This is a genomic window from Rhodoferax sp., assembly GCF_010365055.1.
Taxonomy (GTDB): Bacteria; Pseudomonadota; Gammaproteobacteria; order Burkholderiales; family Burkholderiaceae_C; genus Rhodoferax.
The window spans coordinates 1-20,437 of record NZ_JAAFHA010000083.1 but is presented as its reverse complement, the minus strand read 5'-3'; the positions used below and the strand labels follow the sequence as shown (position 1 = coordinate 20,437).

The following is a 20,437-nucleotide window of genomic DNA, read 5'->3' as shown; positions in this document are numbered from 1 at the left end:
GGGACCTACGGATTAACAGTCCGGCGCTCTACCAACTGAGCTATCGAGGAATATTGTTTGCAATCAACAACCAATGATGATGTTGGCAATGTTCATTGCCTGACAAACCGGTTGGAACAGCGAGAATTATAGGGTACTTTTTTGGCTGTAATTTCCGGCCGTGGATGGGCTCTGCAATTCGGACCAACTGGAACCCAACAAATGACGCCCGCCATGCTTGGACTGATAAAGGGCTTTGGTGGCGCAGATCGTCAACTCTTGTGGGTTAAGGGGAGTAGTCAGACATACCAATGGCCACGCCAATGCCGGCGGTAACGCCTATGAAATGCGCATTTTCTTGGGGAAAGATTGATGCAACTACATGCTGCAAAAGCGTCGTTCTTTAGGGACTTTGCTCGTAAGCCCCTGTCAGTAAATAACGTCTTGAATAAGGTTGACGAGCCTTGACCCCGGCACTGGCTCCACAGTTAGGGCTGCTTGGTTCCCCATCTGACCCGGTTGGCCGCTTCACCATGCGGGAAGGCCCGTCAGCCGATATTGTAAGTGCCTTGTTGATTTGCTGCTGATCGCACTGGTCGCAGGTCTGGCCGCCTTCCCTCTGCGGCCATCACCGAGCCGGAGCAGATTCCTGCGGGGACCTTGCTTTGTGACGACCATCGCCATGTGGCAGCGGCGAGCTGGCCCGCGCCGAGGCTCGCGGCAACATAGGGTATGTGTTGCCATGGCAGGGCCGGTCTGAGGAGGCTGGCAGTGTCTGGAAGCGCGTGACCGGCATGCCGCACTCCCACCGCATCTTGACTGCCCGCCAGAAAGCGAAATGCCCCAGCACAAGTGCGTGGGGCGAACTGAAACGAGGCCGGGAGAGCTACACCGCCCCCGGCCTCTCATTGCCTGGCTAAAGCCAATGTTGCTTATGCCTGGTTACGGCGGCGGCGGATCACCGCCAAGCCAGCCAATCCCAGACCCAACAGCGCGATGCTGCCAGGCTCCGGCACGGCGCTAACCGCAAATTGCACGTGGCCCAGACTATCCAGTTCTTCTCCCGAGAAGAACAACTGATCACCTCTCAAGACGCCGCCAGGAGCGAAGTCGTCCCAGAAACCTGTGATGTCGACGTTGTAGTTCTTCCCGCCGTAGCTGAAGCTGGTGGGATCCGATGCCGCCAGCGCAGTGAACCTGAACCAGTCATCGCAGATTGTGCCCTCCGGGTTGCCATCGGTGCAGGGTAGAGAGTTGAGGGTTTCCTTGAATTCCAGATTGAAGTCGCCGTGCCAGTTGAAGACAGAGGTCGGCCCATCTTTGAGCTGCAAGTTGTACGAAATCGTCACCCCATTCGGCCCGAAAGACTGTCCGATGACGTGGTTGTGGTGCACCAAGTAGCCGAGCTCGACCCGGTCGCCGCCCACTGTCACGGAACCGCTAAGGTCTGCCGCCGTGCCTGGATTGTCTGTATACGGCGCAAGCTGGTTGACCGTGGCACCACTCTGGACGTCCACCACGGGGGTGCCCCAGTTGAGGCTGGCCCATACGTCGTTAGTGGCATCTAAGTCAGTATTACGCGCATCCAGGTTGGTTCGGAACCCCGTATAGTTGACTGGGGCAGGGAAGCCCAATGCGCTGCCCTGCAAAAACCCGCCACCCGCATCGTAGGTAAAGGTCGCTGCCAAGGCGGACCCGATGGAACCGGTCATTCCCAATACCACCAAGGCGCTGGCGGCCGCAAGCGCCTTTTTGTTGAAGTGTCGTAGAGATTTCATTTTCAGTTCTCCTGTTGAACATAAGACAATCCTAGAGTCAGACACGATTTTTGTGTGCGCGCAATTGCGATCGTCTCGGCTCTGCCAGTCAACAAGCATTACTCATGCCAATAGAACCTGGGGAAATTGAATTTCCTTTGATTTCAATCGCTTAGATGTTGTTGTCCGGGTGCGTAGCCATTCGCTTGGTCAGCTTTCAAGCAAGACTGTAAAAATTTCTGACGCTCAAATGCGATGCTTCGGGCTGAATCAAAGACATCGCAAACCTGCCGCAGCGCTCGCTCGTCGTCGATGAGGCTGCCATTGGGGGCCATGAGTCAGGCCGAGTGAGCGGCACGGGGGGTGTGCATGATCCACGCATCAGCCCGGTGGCTGGGCCGGTTGCGATCCGTGTTGGCCACGATTGGTGACGGTCCGCCCCTTGCCTGGCCTTTAGAATCGGAGCCCATGTCCTATCTCGTGCTCGCCCGCAAGTACCGCCCCCGCAACTTCACTGAAATGGTGGGGCAGGACCATGTGGTGCAGGCGCTCACCAATGCGCTGACCACCCAGCGGCTGCATCACGCCTATCTTTTCACCGGCACGCGCGGTGTTGGCAAGACCACGGTGTCACGCATTCTGGCCAAGTCACTCAATTGCCAGGGGCAGGACGGGCAGGGCGGCATCACGGCCACGCCCTGCGGGGTGTGCCAGGCTTGTACCGACATTGATTCCGGTCGCTTTGTCGATTACACCGAGCTTGACGCCGCCTCCAATCGGGGTGTCGACGAGGTGCAAGCGCTCTTGGAGCAAGCGGTCTACAAGCCCGTGCAGGGGCGCTTTAAGGTCTTCATGATCGACGAAGTCCACATGCTCACCGGCCACGCCTTCAACGCCATGCTGAAGACGCTGGAAGAGCCGCCCGAGTACCTCAAATTCGTGCTGGCCACTACCGACCCGCAGAAGGTGCCGGTCACCGTGCTGTCGCGCTGTCTGCAGTTCAACCTGCGCCCAATTGCGCCAGAGACCATCCGCGAGCACCTGCAAACCGTCTTGCAGGCCGAAAACGTGGGGGCCGATGTACCGTCGCTGCGGCTGCTGGCGCGGGCGGCGCACGGCTCCATGCGCGATGCCTTGAGTCTGGCGGATCAGGCGATTTCGTTCGGTGCGGGCCAGATCGAAGAGGTGACGGTGCGCCAGATGCTGGGCAGTGTGGACCGTTCCTATGTCTTTCGGCTGCTGGAGGCCTTGGCCCAGGGAGACGGAAAAACCGTGGTCGAGACGTCGGAGGCCTTGCGTCTGAATGGTCTGAGTGCGGCCTCCACGCTGGAGGAAATGAGCATGGTGCTGCAGCGCATGGCCGTTCTGCAAGCGGTGCCGAGCGTCATTGAGGTGGATGAAACCGACCCGCAAGCGTTGGACGTGGCGCGTCTGGCGGCTTTGATGCCTGCGGACGAGACGCAACTGCTGTACAGCATGTGTCTGCACGGGCGCGCGGAGTTGGGCCTGGCGCCGGACGAGTACGCCGCACTGACCATGGTCTTGCTGCGACTGCTGGCGTTCAAACCCAGCGCTGGCAATCTGCCTGCGGCGGAAAAAAAAACTGTAATTGACGCGCCGCGGCGGCCGGCTGCGACTGCATTGCATTCGGAGCCAGTGCCTGCACCCGCAGCACGCCGACCGGTGGCGCCCGATTTGCCAGTTCTTGAAGAGAAACATGCTCCAGCCACCGTCGAATATGCGCATGAAGCTATAAAAATAATAGCTAATGAAAAAATGGCGGCAACGACGACAACAAGGGCTGAGTCAGAGCCTGACGTAGCGGCAGACAGAGAAACACAGCCAGATGCATTGCCGTCGCCCCCGACAGGCCAGCATCTCCATGTGGTCCAGCTGCCAGTGGCTTCGGGACAGCCACTTGTTTTTGAACAAAATGAGGCTCTAGCCCCCGTTGAATATTCGCAAGCAGCTACAAAAATAGTAGCAGTTCCGGTGCGCGTACAGGCCGATTCCCGCGCCGAAGCAGCGGCTGGCCAATCGACGATAGCGGTTCTGATCCCGACCGAAGATGGCGAGTTCTGGCACGCTGCCGTGCGCCAACTCATCGCCCAAGACGCGATCAACGCCATGGTGCGCGAGCTGGCGCTTCAGTCGCAGCTGGTGGCGCGCGACACCGATCAGTGGCTGTTGCGGGTCGAGCGCGAATCGCTGAACCAGCCGGGCAGCCGTGACCGTCTGGCGACCGCGTTGCAGGCGGCGGGTCACGCGGTGCGCCTGGTGGTGGAGATTGGGCGCGTGACCGACAGCCCGGCCCGACGTAACGCGGCGTTGGTGGCCGAGCGGCAACTGGCGGCAGAAAAAATCATTTTTGATGATCCGTTTGTGCAGACCATGATGCGTGATTTTGGCGCGAAAATCGTGCCTGGCAGCATCACGCCGGGCTGACGATCCAGCTGGCTGGATCCATGTCAGCAACCCGATACAACGCCACATTGCTTTTTGCTCTTCCATTCAAAATTAAACCAAGGACTCCCCATGTTCAACAAAGGACAACTCGCCGGCCTCATGAAGCAGGCCCAAGCCATGCAGGACAACATGAAAAAAGCCCAGGACGAGCTGGGCAATGTTGAAGTCACCGGAGAATCCGGCGCCGGGCTGGTCAAGGTTCTGATGACCTGCAAGCATGACGTGCGCCGTGTCACCATCGACCCCAGCTTGCTGGCCGAAGACAAAGACATGCTCGAAGACCTGGTCGCGGCGGCCTTTAACGCGGCCGTGCGCAAGGCCGAAGAAACTTCCACCGAGAAGATGGGCAAGATCACCGCCGGGATGCCCGGCCTGCCCGGTGGCATGAAGTTCCCTTTCTGATTCATTGTGGGAAAGACCGCAGTGACGCGAAGCGCACAAGCTCTGTCCCCAACAGTTCAAAGTGGCTGATCTCAACTCGCTCGACGTCCTGATCCAGGCGCTGCGGCGCCTGCCGGGCGTGGGTGTGAAGTCGGCCTCGCGCATGGCGTTTCACCTGCTGCAGCATGACCGGCCCGGTGCCTTGGCGTTGTCCCGTGCCTTGCAGGTTGCCGCCGATCAAGTGCGGCATTGCGAGCGTTGCCACACCTTCACGCAGGCCGACATTTGCGCCACCTGCCTGGACCCCCGGCGCGATGCCTCCAAATTGTGTGTGGTGGAGACCCCGGCCGACCAGTCGGCGCTGGAGCGCACCGGCGCGTACCACGGCTTGTACTTTGTGCTGATGGGCAAGCTCAGCCCCTTGGACGGCATTGGCCCCAAAGACATCGGCCTCAAAGGTTTGTTTGACCGGGCTTGCGACGGCACCGTGCAGGAGGTGATTTTGGCCACCAACTTCACGGCCGAAGGCGAAGCCACCGCGCATGTGATCAGCGAGGGCCTGAAAAGCCGCGGCTTGCGCCTGACCCGCCTGGCGCGTGGTGTACCGGTCGGCAGTGAGCTGGAATATGTGGACTTGGGCACCATCGCCCATGCCCTGCTGGATCGGCGCTAGAGCTAGGTACAAACCCCTGCGGGATGTTCCCGATGCGCAAGTCAGTGGCGCCGGCTATTCTTTAGCGCGAACAGAAAGCGAGAGCCCAAGAGAATTGACCATGAACAACATCCAGCTCAACCGCCGAACCTTGGCTGCGGTCACAGCATGGGCGGCAGCGTCGATGACCATGCCCACGCTGTGGGCGCAACCCCGGCTTGAAAAGACGAAAGTTTCGATTGCTGTCGGCGGCAAGGCGACCTTCTACAACCTGCCCTTGACTATTGCCGAGCAGCTCGGCTATTTCAAGGCGGAAGGTCTGGACGTTGCTATCAGCGACTTTGCTGGCGGTTCGCAGGCGTTGGCGGCGGTTGAAGGCGGCTCGGCCGACGTTGTTTCGGGTGCCTATGAGCACACCATCGCCGTGCAGACCAGGGGGGAGCACTTCCAGGCTTTTGTCTTGCAGGGGCGCGCGCCGGCCATTGCGATCGGCATTTCGGTCAAGACCATGCCCCGTTACAGAACCATGACCGATCTCAAGGGTAAAAAAATTGGTGTCTCGGCGCTTGAGTCGTCAACGCATCAGGTGGCTCAGCTGATTGTTTCGCGTGCCGGGCTCAAGCCGGACGATGTGAACTACGTGGGCGTGGGCACGTCCGCAGACGCTTTGGCCGCTTTTCGTGCCGGCCAGATTGATGCGTTGAGCACCGTTGACCCTGTGATGACCCTGTTGGAGCAAAAAGGCGAGATCCGCATCATTGCCGATACGCGCACGCTCAAAGGCTCGGCCGAGGTTTTTGGGGGTGTCATGCCAGCGGGCTGTTTGTACGCGCCGCTGGATTTTGTGAAGAACAACCCCCACACGGTCCAAGCGCTGACCAATGCGATCGTGCACAGCCTGAAGTGGCTGCAGACGGCCGGACCGAGCGACATCATCAAGGTCGTCCCAGAAGCCTATTTGCTGCGGGATCGGGCGATTTACCTTGCCGCCTTCAACAAGATCCGCGAAGCCATTTCACCCGATGGTGTGATCCCCGAAGAGGGGCCGCAGACGGCGGCCCGTGCTCTGGCCCGTTTGGATCCAACGGTCAAGTTGGGCAACATCGACCTGGCCAAAACCTACACCAATGTGTTTGCCGTCAAGGCCAAGCAACGCTTCAACGCCTGAAGCCCGGCCATCCATCCATCCATCCATCAGACCGGCGTGCGCTCAGATGATCGGCGCTTAACCCAGATTGTTCATTGGTCCGAACGGGATGGTCTCGACTGGACTGTGCAGGTTTAAGGCTGTTTGGCAAGCCGGGTTGGCTTCACCTTGCTGCGTGCCTGTTTGCTGGCTGACATTCTCTTGCCAGCGGTCTTGCGTTGAACCAAGGTCTTGGCCCGCACCGGCAGAAACATCACCACCTTCTGTCCGGCCTTGAAAACCGCCGCCGCACTGACATTGTTCCACTCGGCTACGCTGGCGGCGCTGACACGGTAGCGGCTGGCCATTCTGGCGACAGAATCTTTTTTCCTGGCCTTGATCAAGGTGCGTTTCAAGATGACATCGGGCGCCAGCGTCAACTGGCCGTTGTCGGCCACATGCACGGCGACATCGGCGTCCAGTTGGGTTGGCCGCGGCACCAGCAGGCTGGAGCCGGCCCTGATCACCACCCGGGGTGGGATCTTGTTGATGCTGCGCATATCGGCCTCGGTCATGCCCACCCGTTTGGCCGCCTCGGCCGGGTTCATGGTGCTGGGGGCCCGCCAGACCGTCCAACTGGCCAGGCGGCCCCCGTTGAAGTCTTTCAGGTTGTTCTGGAAGATGATGGCGTTGTCCCAGGGTAGCAATATTTGCGGTGTGCCGGCTGCCAGAATGACGGGTCGACTGCCGCCCGAAGGGTTCAGTGCCTTGAAATCCTCGACCGTCACTTCGGCCAGCTTGGCCACCAGCGCCACGTCGATATCGTGCTTGATGTCAACGGTCTGGAAGTACGGGTGGTTGCCGATCAGGGGCAGCCGTGTGTTGAACGCCTGCGGGTTGCTCACGATGTTCTTGACGGCCTGCAGCTTGGGCACGTAAAGACGGGTCTCTGCGGGCATGGTGAGATCGGTATAGGCCAGGCCGAGCCCGGCCCGTTTGTTTTTGGCAATGGCGCGTCCGACGCTGCCTTCGCCCCAGTTATAGGCGGCCAGCGCCAGGTCCCAATCGCCAAACATGCCATAGAGCTTTTGCAGGTAGTCCAGCGCTGCCCGGGTGGACGCCAGCACGTCGCGCCGGTCATCGCGAAAGGCGTTCTGCTTCAAATCAAAGTGCTTGCCGGTCGCGGGCATGAATTGCCACATGCCAGCCGCCTTGGCGCTGGAGACCGCCTGCGGGTTGAAGGCGCTTTCGATAAAGGGCAGCAGCGCCAGCTCGGAGGGCATGTTGCGGCGCTCCAGCTCCTCCACAATGTGGAATAGGTATTTGTTGGAGCGCTCCGTCATGCGCAAGATGTAGTCGGGCCGGCTACTGTACCACTGCTCGCGGTCACGCACCAGCTCACTTTCCAGGTTGGGCATGCCGTAGCCGCGCCGGATTCGCTCCCAGATATCGGTCGGTGCTGCCAGTTCGGTGACGGCACGGGAGGCTGCCTGCGCAGCCGTGATGGGCTGGAGCTGACCACTGGGAATCAGCGGGCTGTAGGCTGCATCGGTGGCCCGTTGACCGGACGTGGCGCTGGCCGGCGCAGGGCCGTGGATCGCATCCGGACCGGTGGTGAAGCTGGCGCAGCCGGTCAGCCACAGCAGGCCGCTCAGGCAGGCAAGTTTAAAAAATTTCATCAATACTGGTTCTTCCATTGGCGAAGGGCGGCAAAGATGCTCACCTCATCGCGGGCTGATGCGTCGAATGCCTGGACCGCCTGGATGACAGTGGCTTGGCGCGTACGCAAAAAAGGGTTGATCTGCTGCTCCAGCAAGATGCTGGAGGGCAGGGTGGGTTGTTGCTGCAAACGCAGTGAGGTGGCGCTCGCCAGGTAGTCGGCCAGCGTCTGATTGTGGGGCTCCACGGCGCAGGCAAATTTCAGGTTGCTCAAGGTGTACTCATGGGCACAGCATACGCGCGTCGCGGCGGGCAGGGCGGCCAGGGCGTCGAGCGAGGCCAGCATTTGGGCCGGGCTGCCTTCAAACAGGCGACCGCATCCGGCGCTGAAGAGCGTGTCGCCACAAAAAAGCAGCGGCGCGTTGTCCGCATCCGCACAGTAATAAGCGATGTGGCCCGCGGTATGGCCGGGCACGTCCATCACCTTGAAGGTCAAACCCAGCGCCTCGACTTTGTCACCGCCGCTCAGCCGGGTCAGGGGCTGCGGCATCGGCTCCCGGGCCGGGCCAAAAACCTGGGCGCCGGTCGCTGCGCGCAAGGCCGCCACGCCGCCGGTGTGGTCGCCGTGGTGGTGCGTGACTAGAATGGCCTCCAACTGCAAGCTGAGTCGTTGCAGGGCCTCCAGCACAGGTTGTGCATCACCGGGGTCAACCACCAGCGCACGGCGTTCGTCATGCACCATCCAGATGTAGTTGTCAGTAAAAGCGGGTAGTGGAATTAGCTGCATGAGTGATCAAATTATAGGTTTGCATGAATGGCTTGAGTCACCCACGGGGCGCTATCTGCTGGCCTGGGAGCGTGCCCAGCTGGATCTGGCGGTGGCTGATATTTTTGGATTTCATGCGCTGCAGCTGGGTTTGCCCGAGCTCGAAGCCCTGGCCGCCAACCGCATGCCGCACCGTTGGCTGGCCAGCCAAACCCTTACGCCGGGTGCGGCTTTCGTGACTGATTTTTCGGCGCTGCCGTTCCCGGCCAACAGCCTGGACCTGGTGGTGTTGCCGCATTCGCTGGAACTGGCGCGCGACCCGCACACCACCTTGCGTGAAGTTGAGCGGGTTCTGGTGCCCGAAGGGCGGGTGGTCATTTGTGGCCTGAACCCGACGTCGCTTTGGGGCCTGCGCCAGCGCCATGCGCGCACGCGGCAGCGGGCGGGCGCGCAGAACTTGTTTTTGCCGGAATCAGGAGAATTCATCGGCTATTGGCGTTTGCGCGACTGGCTGCGCCTGCTGGGCTTTGAAGTCGAAGTCGGGCATTTCGGCTGTTACCGGCCCGCGTTTTCCAGCGACAAGTGGTCGCATCGGTTTGAGTGGATGGAGCGCGCGGGTGCGCGGTGGTGGCCGATCCTGGGCGGCGCGTATTTTTTGGTTGCGGTCAAGCGGGTGCGCGGCATGACGCTGCTCAGTCCAGCCTGGAAGGCCAGCCGTGCCTTGGCAAATGCACCTGTTTCTGTAGCAAACAGTTCAACATTGACGCAGGCTAATGCCCTAAATGATAAGAAAGTGACACGCGAATGAGGAAACTGCTTTGAACACCATAGAAATCTACACCGATGGCGCCTGCAAGGGCAACCCGGGGCCGGGCGGCTGGGGTGCGCTGCTCAAGTCGGCGGATTCTAGAAAGGAACTGTTTGGAGGCGAGTTGGAGACGACCAACAACCGCATGGAAATGACGGCGGTGATTGAGGCGCTGGCGGCCTTGAAGCGTCCGTGCCAGGTGACGCTGCACGTCGACAGTCAATATGTGCTCAAGGGCATGACCGAGTGGCTGGATGGCTGGAAGGCGCGCGGCTGGAAGACCGCCGCCAAGCAGCCGGTGAAAAATGTCGATCTGTGGCAGCGACTCGACGCGCTGGTCAATACCGCGGGTCACAAGATCGACTGGCGTTGGGTCAGGGGCCATAACGGCGATCCTGGCAATGAGCACGCCGACATGCTGGCCAACCGCGGCGTGGAGCATGCCCTGCGCCAGCGTTGACCTGTTGTTGGATCTTTACAAAGAAGCACCGTGCTCATGACAAATAGACTGATTTATCCCGTCATTGCCGTCGTCGGCATCGCGGCCGCGTCGGGTGCTGCCTGGTGGTACCAGTCGCAACCTAAAAAGGCCTCGCAACTCACGGACGCACCGAACGCGAGCTCTGCCTCCGGCAAGGCGAGGTCTGCCAGCGCCATCCCGCGCGTTGCGGGTGTGGAGGTGGCCCGGGTCGAGCGCGTCTCGCTGCAGGACGATGCCCAGTCGGTGGGGACTTTGCGCTCGCGCCAGAGTGTGATGCTGCGCCCGGAAGTGGCGGGGCGCGTCAAGGCGCTGGGTTTTCGCGATGGCGCGCGGGTGCGCAAAGGCCAGTTGCTGGTGCAGCTGGACGACACGCTGCAGCGAGCCGAGGTCCGCCAGGCGCAGGCGCAGGTGTCGATTGCGCAGGCGACGCTCAAACGCAACCAGGAACTGGTGGCCGAAAACTTCGTCGCACAACGGGTGCTCGATGAGAGTGCCGCCAATGTGCAGGTCGCCCTGGCGCAGTTGGCCCTGGCCAGCGCGCGCCAGTCCCGCATGGCGATCGTGGCCCCGTTTGACGGCACCGTGGGTATTCGCAACGTGAGTCTGGGGGACTACGTGAAGGATGGCGCTGACCTGGTGAACCTGGAGGACATCAGCAGCCTGTATGTTGACTTTCGCTTGCCGGAGCGCTATCAGGGCAAGCTCAGGCCGCAACAGGGCGTTGCGCTCACGCTGGACGCCTTGCCGGGGCGCACTTTTGAAGGTCGGGTCGAGGCCATTGACCCGCTGCTGGACGCCAATGGCCGCTCGGTGGGTGTGCGCGCCGTGTTGCTCAATACGCTGAGTGACAAACGCCCCGGTATGTTTGCCCGTGTGACCGTGCTGTTTTCTGTCAATGCCAATGCCCTGGTGGTGCCGGAAGAAGCGATCGTGCCACAGGGCGAGCGCCAGTTTGTGATCAAGGTGGTGGCGCCCTCAAACCTGCCGGCCGCCACGGCCAAGCTGCCACCCGATACCCAGTGGGTATCGCAACGGCAAGAGGTGAGGCTGGGCGTGCGCCGGGCCGGCCAGGTGGAAATCACCGAGGGGCTGGCAGAAGGTCAGCGCGTGGTCGTGGCCGGGCAGCAGCGCTTGCAGCGCGACGGCACGCCGCTGCGTATCGTGGCGCTGGATCGGCCCGCGCAGGCGGCGTCTGCCCCGGCACCAGCGGCCAGCCGTTGACCGGAACAGGAGCCTCCATGCAACTGGCTGAAACCTCCATCCGTCGCCCGGTCCTGGCCACCGTGCTGTCGTTGCTGATCGTCTTGATCGGTGCCGTGTCGTTCAACCGGCTCACCCTGCGTGAATACCCCAAGATTGATGAGCCGGTGGTGTCGGTCAGCACCACTTTTGGGGGTGCTTCCAGCGAGGTCATGGAAACCCAGGTCACCAAGGTGCTGGAGGATTCGCTCTCGGGCATTGAAGGCGTGGAGGTGATCACCTCCACCAGCCGCCAGGAGCGCAGCCAGATATCGGTGCGCTTTGCGCTCAGCCGCGATGCCGACTCGGCCGCTGCCGATGTGCGCGACAAGGTCTCACGGGTGCGCCAGCGCCTGCCCCAGGGCATTGACGAGCCAGTCATTGCCAAGGTGGAGGCGGAGTCCTTCCCTGTCATCTTTCTGGCGCTCAGTTCAGATACGCACAACGCGTTGCAACTCTCCGAGATGGCCAACACCCTGGTCAAACCGGTGCTGCAGACCGCGCCGGGCGCCGCCGAAGTCAATATCTACGGCGAGCGCAAATTTTCCATGCGGATCTGGGTCGACCCCGACAAGCTGGCCGCCTACAAGCTCACCGTGCAAGACCTGGAAGACGCCTTGCGCCGCGCCAACCTGGAGGTGCCCGCGGGGCGCATCGAGAGCGCGCAGCGCGAGTTCAACGTGACCGCGGCCACCGACCTGCAACGGGCGCCCGAGTTTGCCCAGGTGGTGATTCGCAGCGTGAATGGCTTGGCGGTTCGGATTGGCGATGTGGCCCGGGTGCAGGAGGCGCCGGTCGACGAGCGTTCCTTTGTGCGCTTGAATGGCCGCGACGCGGTCGGCGTGGGCGTGGTGAAGCAAAGCACGGCCAACCCGCTGGACCTGTCCAAAGGCGTGCGCGCTTTGCTCGACAAGTTGCGCCGTGACTTGCCGGCGGGTGTGCAAATCGAGGTGGCCAATGACAACTCGGTCTTCATCGACCAGTCGATCAAAGCCGTGTTCAAGACCATTTTGGAGGCCTCGGTGCTGGTGGCGTTGGTGATTTTTGTGTTTTTGCGCACCTTGCGCGCCTCGCTGATCCCGTTGGTGACCATTCCCGTGTCACTCATTGGCAGCTTCGCCATGATGGCGCTGGCCGGCTTCAGTATCAACACGCTGACCCTGCTGGCGCTGGTGTTGGCCATCGGGCTCGTGGTGGACGATGCCATTGTGATGCTGGAGAACATTTACCGCCATATCGAGGAAGGCCTGCCGCCGTTTCAGGCCGCCATCAAAGGTGCGCGCGAGGTGGGTTTTGCCATTGTTGCCATGACCATGACGCTGGTGGCGGTCTACGCGCCCCTGGCGTTTTCGCCGGGGCGCACCGGGCGCTTGTTCACCGAATTTGCGCTGGCGCTGGCCGGGGCCGTGGTGATCTCTGGCATCGTGGCGCTGACCTTGTCGCCGATGCTGTCGTCGCTGCTGCTCCGGCACAACCCCCATCCGACCTGGTTTGACTCGCACATGGAAAACCTGCTGCAGTGGGCGACCCGAACTTACAGCAAATGGCTGGCCTGGACCTTGCAGCGGCGTTACCTGGTGCTGCTGGTGATGCTGGCGAGCGGCTTGGCCACTTGGTGGGCATTGGGCGACCTCAAACGCGAACTCTCCCCGCTGGAAGACCGGGGCGTGGTGCTGGCGCGCATCAATGCGCCCGACGGCGCCACCCTGGCCTACACCGACCGCTACGCCCGCAGCATTGAGCGCATCGCCGAAGACTACCCCGAGTTCGACCGGGTTTTTTCGACCATTGGCAACCCCACGGTGTCGCAAGGGAACATTTTCTTCAGGGCGGTACCCTGGGAGCAGCGCCAACGCACCACCCTGGAGATGGCGCGCAGCATGACGCCCCGGGTTTCCAGTCTGTCGGGGGTGAACGCCACGCCGATCACGCCGCCGTCCCTGGGGCAGGGCTTTAGCAGCCGGCCGATTGAATTTGTCATCATCACCTCGGAGAGTTATCAGGATTTGGCGCAGACCGTGCGCGCATTCCAGGATGAACTGGCCAAGAACCCGGGCTTTGTGCAGGTTGATACCGATTTGCGGCTGAACAAGCCCGAGATCAAGCTCGAAGTGGACCGTGAGCGCGCCGCCGACATGGGTGTCAGCGTCGATATGATCGCCCGCGCCATCGAGACGCTGCTGGGCGGGCGCAAAGTGACGCGCTACAAACGTGGCGGTGAGCAATACGACGTGATCGTGCAGACCGCGCCGACGGGGCGTGCAACGCCCGACGATATTGAAAAGATATTTGTAAGAGGCAAAGGCGCCGAGCTGGTGCCCTTGTCTGCGTTGGTCAAAATTCGAGAGGTGGTGGTGCCGCGTGAGCTGATTCATTTTGGTCAGCGCCGCTCGGCCACCATCACGTCCAACCTGTCTGCCAGCTACTCGGTGGGCGAAGCGCTTGACTTCATGGATGTCACCGCCAAGAAAGTGCTCAAGCCCGGCTACGCCACCGACTTGAACGGCATCAGCCGTGAATTCAAAAAGTCATCGGACTCGCTCTCCTTGGTGTTTGCGCTGGCGCTGTTGTTCATCTTCCTGGTGCTGGCGGCCCAGTTCGAGAGTTTTGTCGACCCCTTTGTGATCTTGTTCAGCGTGCCGCTTTCCATGGCCGGTGCCCTGCTGGCGCTCAAATGGTCAGGCGGGACGCTCAATGTGTTCAGCCAGATTGGCTTGATCACGCTGGTGGGCTTGATCACCAAGCACGGCATCTTGATCGTGGAGTTTGCCAACCAGCTGCGCGAGCAGGGCATGGACACCCTGGCCGCGATTCAGCAATCAGCCGGGCAGCGCCTGCGCCCGATCATGATGACCACCGGCGCCATGGTGCTCGGTGCCGTGCCGCTGGCCATTGCCACCGGTGCCGGGGCCGAGAGTCGGCATCAGATTGGCTGGGTGATTGTGGGTGGCATGAGCCTGGGGACACTGCTCACCGTGTTTGTGGTCCCCACCATGTACACGCTGCTGGCGCGCAAACAGGCGCCGGGACCGCGCAAGGACGCGGCGCCGGTGGCCGCCGTCGGCGAGGGTGCTTGAGGGAGCCAAGCGCTTGCCCTCAAGCCGATCCCCAAATTCGGTACCGTCTTTGGCGCTCAGATGTAGCCGAGCATCGTCCACCAGACGCCGCCCACCGCCGCCAATAGCAGCAGATTGACCACGCTCATCACGGCGCCGGCGGTCCACCACTCATTCAAGGTGGTGTAACCCGAGCCGAAAATGATCGGCGCGGTGCCGGTGCCGTAGTGGGTCAGTGACATCATCAGCGACGACGCAAAAGCCAGCACCAGGGCCAGCAGCATGGGCGGCGCGCCGAGCGCCACGCCGGCCGTGAAGAACGCGGCAAACATGGCCGTGATGTGCGCGGTGGTGCTGGCGAAGAAGTAATGGGAATAAAAATAGACCAGGACCAGGATGGCAGATGCCCCCATCCAGCCCAGGCCCAAATAGCCAATGCCGTTTTGAATGCTGGTTGCAAACCAGGCCACCAGACCGAGCTTGCCCAGAAAGGTGGCCATCATCACCAAGGCGGCAAACCAGACCAGGGTGTCCCAGGCGCTCTTGGCCTTAAGGATGTCTTCCCAGACCAGCACGCCGGTGATCAACAAAAGCGACAGGCCGACCCAGGCGGTGGTGGTGGCATTGATGTCAAAGGCGGGGCCAAACAACCATGGTGGCACGCCGGCCCACATAAGCAGCATCAGTGCCAGCACGCCCAAGGTGATGAACTCGGGGGTTTTCATGGGCCCAAGTTTGGCCAGTTCGGTTTGCGCCAGCTCTTTGGCGTTGGGCGTCATCTTGATTTCAGGCGGGAACAGGAAGTACAACACCAGTGGCATCAGCAAGAGCATGCACAGCCCCGGCAGCAGCGCGGCCAAAGCCCATTGGCCCCAGGTGATCTTGATCGCCGAGTCCGTGGCCTTGGCTACCAGATCCACGATCAAGGGATTGGGGGCGGTGGCGGTGATGAACATGGCCGAGGTGATGGGGTTGGTGTTGTAGTTCACCAGTGCCAGATAGCGGCCGATTTTTTTCGAGGTGCCCAGTTCGGGACTGGAGCCAAAGACGTCCGCAATCGAACGCATGATGGGGTGAATGATGGCGCCCCCGCGCGCGGTGTTGCTGGGTGTGACCGGCGCAATGACCAGCTCGGACAGCACCAGTCCATAGGCGACCCCAAGGGTTCTTTTCCCCAGCAGCGCAATGAAGTAATAGCCAATGCGCGTGCCCAAGCCGGTTTTGGTCAAGGCCACCGAGATCATCACGGCAATGGCGATCAGCCAGATCAGGGGGTTGGCAAAACCGCTCAAGGCATCTTCAATCGCGCCTGCGGGTTTGCCCGGGCGCGTGACTTGCGTGATGGCGACCAGAGAGATGGCCACGATCGACAACGCGCCAATCGGCATGACTTTGCCAATGATGGCGGCAATGGTACCGATGAACAACGCCAGCAGATGCCAGGCGTTGGGGCTGACTTTGTCAGGGACCGGAATGACAAACCAGATCAGCAGGGTGATACCCACCGCAATGGCGGTGGGTATCGGTTTGGGCAGAGCGCTTTTATCCATCGTTTTTCCTTCCTGCAACCGGGCTGCGATGCAGCCGTGAACGGAGGCAGCTGTGTTGGAGCCACTCAGGGAAAACCCGTGGCTCCGACAATCAGTGTATGGAAATCGCAGGCGTCAGGGCGCGATTTCTGCTCCTGACTTCGCGGTCACCTGCGTTCGGAAGACTCTTTTTGCCGGTCAATTGACTTGCATCAGCCAAGAGCTAAATCACGCCCTCAAACATCATGACCTGCACCTCGTCATCCACGGCCACATCACCCTGGCGGTGCGGCAACACGATCAGACCATTGGCGCGCACCATGGAGCTGAGCACGCCCGAGCCCTGGTTGCCGGTGATCTTGACCCGCAGCGTGCCATCAGCGTCAAGGCTGACCACGCCGCGCTGGTACTCGGTGCGGCCGGGCTTCTTGCGAATGGCTTCGCTGCTGCGCGCATTCAGCAGAGGTGGCGCTGAGGCTGCCCATCATGCGCAGCAGGGCCGGGCGCACAAAGGCCAGAAAAGTCACCATCACCGCCACCGGGTTGCCCGGCAGACCAAACAAAATGGCAGCTTCAGAGGAACCTGGTGCCGGATCATCAGTATTGTTTTTATAGCTGCTCGCGCTTGTTGCATAAGGGCTAGAGGCTGATTTGTCTCTAAGAATCCGGCCGACCGCCATGGGGCGGCCCGGACGCATGGCGATCTTCCAGAAGGCGACGTCGCCGAGTTTCTTCATCATGGCTTTGGTGTAGTCGGCCTCGCCCACGCTCACGCCACCGCTGGTGATGATGGCGTCACTCACCGAGGCCGCGTGGACGAAGGCGGCTTCCAGGAGCGCCGGTTCATCGCGCACCACGCCCAGGTCAATCACCTCGCAACCCAGACGCGTCAGCAGTCCAAACACGGTGTAGCGGTTGCTGTCATAGACGGCACCTTCGCGCGGCGCTTCACCCAGGCTCAGAATCTCGTCGCCGGTCGAAAAATAGGCGACCCGCAGGCGGCGCCAAACCCGCAGCTTTTCAATGCCCAAACTGGCCATGAGCCCAAGCGCAGCGGGCGTTAGAAGCTCTCCTTTTTGCAGTGCAGGTTGACCTTGCAGCAGGTCTTCACCCAGTTGCCGCCGGTTGTCGCCAGGGCGCACGATGCCCGGTGCCAGCGTGATGAACGCGGTGTTTGCACCGTGTTTGACCAACTCCTGCGGCACCACGGTATCGAGCCCCGCTGGGATCACGGCGCCAGTCATGATCTTGACGCACTCACCGCGCTGCACCTGGCCCGACCAGGCTTTGCCGGCCAGTGCCGTCCCCACCACCTTCAATCTCGAGGGACTTGCGCCGGCCAACTGAGCGCCATCTAACGCGTAGCCGTCCATGGCCGAGTTGTCGTGCGGCGGCACGCTGATGGGCGAGATCACATCCGCCGCCAGCACGCGCCCCAGCGCTTGAAAAATACCCACTTCCTCGGGCTGCGTGACCGGCTCCACCAGCCGCGCCAAAAAGGCGCTGACGGTGTCCGCGCTCAAGGCTTGCGGGTCGTAGCCCGACAATTCAGCGGCAATGCCGTCAATGGATTTCATGCCGGGCTGTTTTCCAGCTGCTGCAAGTCCGCCAGCGTGTTGGCGTTGAAGAACGCGCGCGGGTCGTCATGGGGCAAATCAAAGGGCACCAGCGCTGTTTTGTGCAGGGCAGTCCAAGCATCAATCTTGCGGCCACCGGCCTGGGTGAACCGCACCAGACTCTCCAACAGCCCAACGCGCAGCAGGCAAAACACCGGCTGGGGGCGCAGGCGCACGTGGCCGCCTTTGCCAGGCTCGGGGGCGGCCACCATGGCAATGTCGGCGCTTTCGGCTTCCAGCGCAGCGGCCAGACGCGGCACCAAGTCAAGGGGCAGCCGTGGCGTGTCGCAGGGCACAGTCACCAGAAAAGGGGTTTCACAGTGCTCAAGCCCGGATAAAAAACCTGCCAGCGGTCCGGCATAGTCGGCCAGACCATCGGGCCAGACAGGCACGCCAAAGGACTCATAAGCGGCCAGATTGCGGTTGGCGTTGATCATGATCTGGCCGACCCCGCCGCCCATCTGCAGGCGCATCAAAGTGTGCAGGGCCAGCGGCATGCCGTTGAAGGTTTGCAGTCCCTTGTCCACGCCGCCCATGCGCGAGCCCCGCCCGCCCGCCAGAATCAGGCCGGTAATGTCTTGTGCAGGAATCAAATTAACCTCCGATGTAGCTCATTTCAACGCGGCGGCCACCCGGGCCAGCGTCAGGTGCCAGGGCGCTGCGCAACTCGGAATAACGGTCGTCGCGGCCCTGCCAGATGTGGCCAATGGCAGACGCCAGGTCGGCGTCGGAGGCGTCCATGCGGATGAGCGAGCGCAGGTCGTAGCCCTGGGTCGCAAACAGGCACAGAAAGAGCTTGCCCTCCGTGGAAAGCCGGGCGCGATTGCAGTCGCCGCAGAAGGCCTGCGTCACACTGCTGATGACGCCGATTTCTCCCAGCGCCTTGTCGTACTGGCCCGAGGCGTCTGCGTAGCCCCAACGGGCGGCAGTCTCGCCCGGGTGGCTGGGCTCAAGCTGCACCAGGGGCAGCTCGGCATGGATGAGTTTGACCACCTCGCTGGAAGGCAGCACCTCGTTCATGCGCCAGCCGTTGGTGGCGCCCACGTCCATGTATTCAATAAAGCGCAGCACGATGCCGGAGCCCCTGAAGCGGCGTGCCATCGGGAGAATTTCATGCTCGTTGGTGCCGCGCTTGACCACCATGTTGATCTTGATCGGACCCAGGCCCGCCTCCTGCGCCGCGTCAATTCCGGCCAGCACATCGGCCACCGGAAAGTCAACATCGTTCATGCTGCGAAACACCGCGTCATCAAGCCCATCGAGGCTGACGGTGACGCGTTGCAGACCGGCGGCCTTGAGGTCGCGTGCCTTGCGGGCCAGCAGCGATCCGTTGGTGGTGAGTGTGATGTCGAGCGCTTGGCCTTGCGGTGTGCGCAGCGCGGCCAGCTGTTCCACCAGCCGTTCGACATTTTTGCGCAATAGCGGCTCCCCCCCGGTGAGACGAATCTTCTGCACGCCATGCGCCACAAAGATTTTGGCGATGCGGGTGATTTCCTCAAACGACAGCAGCGCCTGATGCGGCAGGTAGGCATAGTCCTTGTCAAAAATTTCCTTGGGCATGCAGTAGTTGCAGCGAAAGTTGCAGCGGTCGGTGACGCTGATGCGCAGATCGCGTAACGGGCGACCGCGCGTGTCGATCAGCCGTCCCGAGCTGGCGATGCGCGACTCTGGCAAGAAAGCAGCGCCGGGGACCAACAGCGCACGGGGCCGCAAGTCCAGCAGCGGCACAGTGCGGGGCGTGTCACGATCGGTCATGGTGTTCTAGGTGCATAGTGGACTGTGATTCTGGCATGATTTCAGTGATTCCATGTCGCGGATAATTATGACCTCAAGCAGGTTAAACCTTAGAGGCTTTCATTGATGACACTCACCGAATTACTCGCCTCCAAGGCGGCGCTGCCCAGTATTCCGAAAGTGATCGCCTTGCTGCTCAACGAGCTTGATCGCGACGAGCCCGAGCTCAGAAAAGTCAGCCAACTCATCAATACCGATCCGGTACTGGCGACGCGCTTGCTGCAACTGGCCAATTCGGCGCAGTTTCAGTTGTCCAACAAAATCAGCAGCGTGTCCGAAGCCCTGGCCTTGATGGGTCTGAATCAGGTCAAGGCGCTCGCGACGGCCGCCGCGATTGCTGGCGCGTTCACCGCGATCCCTGGCATTGATATGCGCCAATTCTGGCGCTACAGCCTCAATACTGCAAAATTGGCCCGTGCGCTGGGCGGCATGGTGCGGCAAAGCCAGCCGGCCGCCTTTACCGCTGGCCTGATTCACGCCACTGGCGAACTGGTGATGCACCTGGGGTTGCCCGACGCACTGGAACCACTGGATCAGCAAGTGCCTCCTCTGGGCCTGAAACGCGCTGTGGCCGAGCGCAAATTGCTTGGGTTTTGCTATGCCGATGTGGGTGCCGGATTTGCCCGAAGCTGGCGGTTTCCGCAACCGATTGTGGATGCACTGGAGCATCAATACGCCCCATTTGAAAACGATGTTTACGAACCGATGGCCGGCGTTTTGCATTTGGCGGCGTGGCGCGCCCGCGCCTGGGAAGCCAACTACGATGAACAGGACTTGATTGATAACTTTCCGGATGTGGTGGCGTTGGCCCTGGGCATTGACATCGACATGGCACTGCAGCAAGACCCGATAGATTGGACCACCAAGGCGGAAGTCGCGGTGCTGGCCGCAGGCTGACGATTCAATCTCACCCTAGCTCAGGGGCGACATCTGGGTGGGCGGAAAGTTCGATGGCTCCGTGGCCGGAACAAATGGCAAGGGCTCGCGTTGCGATGGGTTGGGTGGACGCCTGCTGCGACGACGGTCCAACACGGACACAGGAGTTTCATCGACCTGAGGCAGGGCGTTTTGACGCCAGGATGCGGGGTCTGGCATCAAGGGAAAAGGACAGCCGCAGTCGGGCGCAAA

General features: G+C 61.4%; 16 protein-coding genes, 1 other RNA gene and 1 pseudogene. 9 read left to right on the top strand and 9 right to left on the bottom strand.

Annotation, left to right across the window (positions count from 1 at the left end):
* Positions 1 to 432 precede the first annotated feature (432 nt).
* Together ffs and GZ093_RS16015 are read right to left on the bottom strand one after the other, a co-directional pair.
* Positions 433 to 529: signal recognition particle sRNA small type (ffs, locus tag GZ093_RS16020), an RNA gene on the bottom strand.
* 382 nt (positions 530 to 911) lie between these two features.
* A complete protein-coding gene (locus tag GZ093_RS16015) occupies positions 912 to 1,757 on the bottom strand; it encodes a THxN family PEP-CTERM protein (protein ID WP_296487728.1) in 846 nt (281 codons plus the stop codon).
* Positions 1,758 to 2,204: 447 nt separating this feature from the next.
* Here GZ093_RS16015 and dnaX point away from each other — a divergent pair, with 447 nt between their 5' ends.
* From dnaX to GZ093_RS15995, 4 genes are all read left to right on the top strand, one after another.
* Positions 2,205 to 4,181 (top strand): DNA polymerase III subunit gamma/tau, encoded by a 1,977-nt coding sequence (dnaX, locus tag GZ093_RS16010; protein WP_296487725.1) that lies wholly within the window; start codon positions 2,205 to 2,207, stop codon positions 4,179 to 4,181.
* Between the two features lie 90 nt (positions 4,182 to 4,271).
* Positions 4,272 to 4,604, top strand: a complete 333-nt coding sequence (locus GZ093_RS16005; RefSeq protein ID WP_296487722.1) for a YbaB/EbfC family nucleoid-associated protein — start codon at positions 4,272 to 4,274, stop codon at positions 4,602 to 4,604.
* Positions 4,605 to 4,665: 61 nt separating this feature from the next.
* On the top strand, positions 4,666 to 5,256 hold the full coding sequence (recR, locus tag GZ093_RS16000; protein ID WP_296487719.1) for a recombination mediator RecR: 591 nt from the start codon (positions 4,666 to 4,668) through the stop codon (positions 5,254 to 5,256).
* A gap of 100 nt (positions 5,257 to 5,356) precedes the next feature.
* Complete coding sequence (locus GZ093_RS15995) at positions 5,357 to 6,403, top strand: ABC transporter substrate-binding protein (RefSeq protein WP_296487716.1); 1,047 nt, start codon at positions 5,357 to 5,359, stop codon at positions 6,401 to 6,403.
* Positions 6,404 to 6,516: 113 nt separating this feature from the next.
* Here GZ093_RS15995 and GZ093_RS15990 read toward each other — a convergent pair whose 3' ends face one another.
* Together GZ093_RS15990 and gloB are read right to left on the bottom strand one after the other, a co-directional pair.
* A complete protein-coding gene (locus GZ093_RS15990) occupies positions 6,517 to 8,040 on the bottom strand; it encodes a transglycosylase SLT domain-containing protein (RefSeq protein ID WP_296487714.1) in 1,524 nt (507 codons plus the stop codon).
* Positions 8,040 to 8,807 (bottom strand): hydroxyacylglutathione hydrolase, encoded by a 768-nt coding sequence (gloB, locus tag GZ093_RS15985; protein ID WP_296487712.1) that lies wholly within the window; start codon positions 8,805 to 8,807, stop codon positions 8,040 to 8,042. The genes GZ093_RS15990 and gloB overlap by 1 nt, the downstream gene beginning before the upstream one ends.
* Between gloB and GZ093_RS15980 the strand changes: the two genes are divergently transcribed.
* Genes GZ093_RS15980 through GZ093_RS15965 form a run of 4 tightly spaced genes read left to right on the top strand, consistent with a single transcriptional unit; the run spans position 8,806 to position 14,391 of the window.
* Positions 8,806 to 9,594: a methyltransferase domain-containing protein gene (locus tag GZ093_RS15980; RefSeq protein ID WP_296487710.1), complete on the top strand. Its 789-nt coding sequence runs from the start codon at positions 8,806 to 8,808 to the stop codon at positions 9,592 to 9,594. The two genes, gloB and GZ093_RS15980, sit on opposite strands and share 2 nt — an antisense overlap.
* Positions 9,595 to 9,604: 10 nt before the next feature.
* Entirely contained in the window at positions 9,605 to 10,054 is a 450-nt protein-coding gene (gene rnhA, locus GZ093_RS15975) for a ribonuclease HI (protein ID WP_296487708.1), read from the top strand.
* A 36-nt stretch (positions 10,055 to 10,090) separates the two neighbouring features.
* Positions 10,091 to 11,296, top strand: a complete 1,206-nt coding sequence (locus GZ093_RS15970) for an efflux RND transporter periplasmic adaptor subunit (protein ID WP_296487706.1) — start codon at positions 10,091 to 10,093, stop codon at positions 11,294 to 11,296.
* Between the two features lie 17 nt (positions 11,297 to 11,313).
* Positions 11,314 to 14,391: an efflux RND transporter permease subunit gene (locus tag GZ093_RS15965; RefSeq protein ID WP_296487704.1), complete on the top strand. Its 3,078-nt coding sequence runs from the start codon at positions 11,314 to 11,316 to the stop codon at positions 14,389 to 14,391.
* A gap of 56 nt (positions 14,392 to 14,447) precedes the next feature.
* Here GZ093_RS15965 and GZ093_RS15960 read toward each other — a convergent pair whose 3' ends face one another.
* The 4 genes and pseudogenes from GZ093_RS15960 to moaA form a co-directional block, all read right to left on the bottom strand.
* The gene (locus tag GZ093_RS15960; protein ID WP_296487703.1) at positions 14,448 to 15,920 is read right to left on the bottom strand and encodes a DASS family sodium-coupled anion symporter; all 1,473 of its coding nucleotides are present in this window, start codon (positions 15,918 to 15,920) and stop codon (positions 14,448 to 14,450) included.
* Between the two features lie 202 nt (positions 15,921 to 16,122).
* Positions 16,123 to 17,476, bottom strand: a pseudogene (locus GZ093_RS15955) (molybdopterin molybdotransferase MoeA).
* On the bottom strand, positions 17,473 to 18,108 hold the full coding sequence (mobA, locus tag GZ093_RS15950) for a molybdenum cofactor guanylyltransferase MobA (protein ID WP_296487701.1): 636 nt from the start codon (positions 18,106 to 18,108) through the stop codon (positions 17,473 to 17,475). The pseudogene GZ093_RS15955 and the gene mobA overlap by 4 nt, the downstream one beginning before the upstream one ends.
* 1 nt (position 18,109) lies before the next feature.
* Positions 18,110 to 19,270 (bottom strand): GTP 3',8-cyclase MoaA, encoded by a 1,161-nt coding sequence (gene moaA, locus GZ093_RS15945; RefSeq protein ID WP_296487700.1) that lies wholly within the window; start codon positions 19,268 to 19,270, stop codon positions 18,110 to 18,112.
* A 105-nt stretch (positions 19,271 to 19,375) separates the two neighbouring features.
* Between moaA and GZ093_RS15940 the strand changes: the two genes are divergently transcribed.
* A complete protein-coding gene (locus GZ093_RS15940; RefSeq protein WP_296487698.1) occupies positions 19,376 to 20,206 on the top strand; it encodes an HDOD domain-containing protein in 831 nt (276 codons plus the stop codon).
* 15 nt (positions 20,207 to 20,221) lie between these two features.
* On the opposite strand, the gene GZ093_RS15935 is transcribed toward GZ093_RS15940, so the two are convergent.
* Positions 20,222 to 20,437, bottom strand: a 216-nt coding sequence (locus GZ093_RS15935; protein WP_296487696.1) for a hypothetical protein, incomplete at its 5' end; no start/stop codon positions are given.

Bases quoted from the DNA above. Each gene is read 5' to 3' on its own strand.
- GZ093_RS16015 (WP_296487728.1), bottom strand. From the start codon at position 1,757: ATGAAATCTCTACGACACTTCAACAAAAAGGCGCTTGCGGCCGCCAGC.
- dnaX (WP_296487725.1), top strand. From the start codon at position 2,205: ATGTCCTATCTCGTGCTCGCCCGCAAGTACCGCCCCCGCAACTTCACT.
- GZ093_RS16005 (WP_296487722.1), top strand. From the start codon at position 4,272: ATGTTCAACAAAGGACAACTCGCCGGCCTCATGAAGCAGGCCCAAGCC.
- GZ093_RS15995 (WP_296487716.1), top strand. From the start codon at position 5,357: ATGAACAACATCCAGCTCAACCGCCGAACCTTGGCTGCGGTCACAGCA.
- GZ093_RS15990 (WP_296487714.1), bottom strand. From the start codon at position 8,040: ATGAAATTTTTTAAACTTGCCTGCCTGAGCGGCCTGCTGTGGCTGACC.
- GZ093_RS15980 (WP_296487710.1), top strand. From the start codon at position 8,806: ATGAGTGATCAAATTATAGGTTTGCATGAATGGCTTGAGTCACCCACG.
- gloB (WP_296487712.1), bottom strand. From the start codon at position 8,807: ATGCAGCTAATTCCACTACCCGCTTTTACTGACAACTACATCTGGATG.
- GZ093_RS15970 (WP_296487706.1), top strand. From the start codon at position 10,091: ATGACAAATAGACTGATTTATCCCGTCATTGCCGTCGTCGGCATCGCG.
- GZ093_RS15965 (WP_296487704.1), top strand. From the start codon at position 11,314: ATGCAACTGGCTGAAACCTCCATCCGTCGCCCGGTCCTGGCCACCGTG.
- GZ093_RS15960 (WP_296487703.1), bottom strand. From the start codon at position 15,920: ATGGATAAAAGCGCTCTGCCCAAACCGATACCCACCGCCATTGCGGTG.
- moaA (WP_296487700.1), bottom strand. From the start codon at position 19,270: ATGACCGATCGTGACACGCCCCGCACTGTGCCGCTGCTGGACTTGCGG.
- GZ093_RS15940 (WP_296487698.1), top strand. From the start codon at position 19,376: ATGACACTCACCGAATTACTCGCCTCCAAGGCGGCGCTGCCCAGTATT.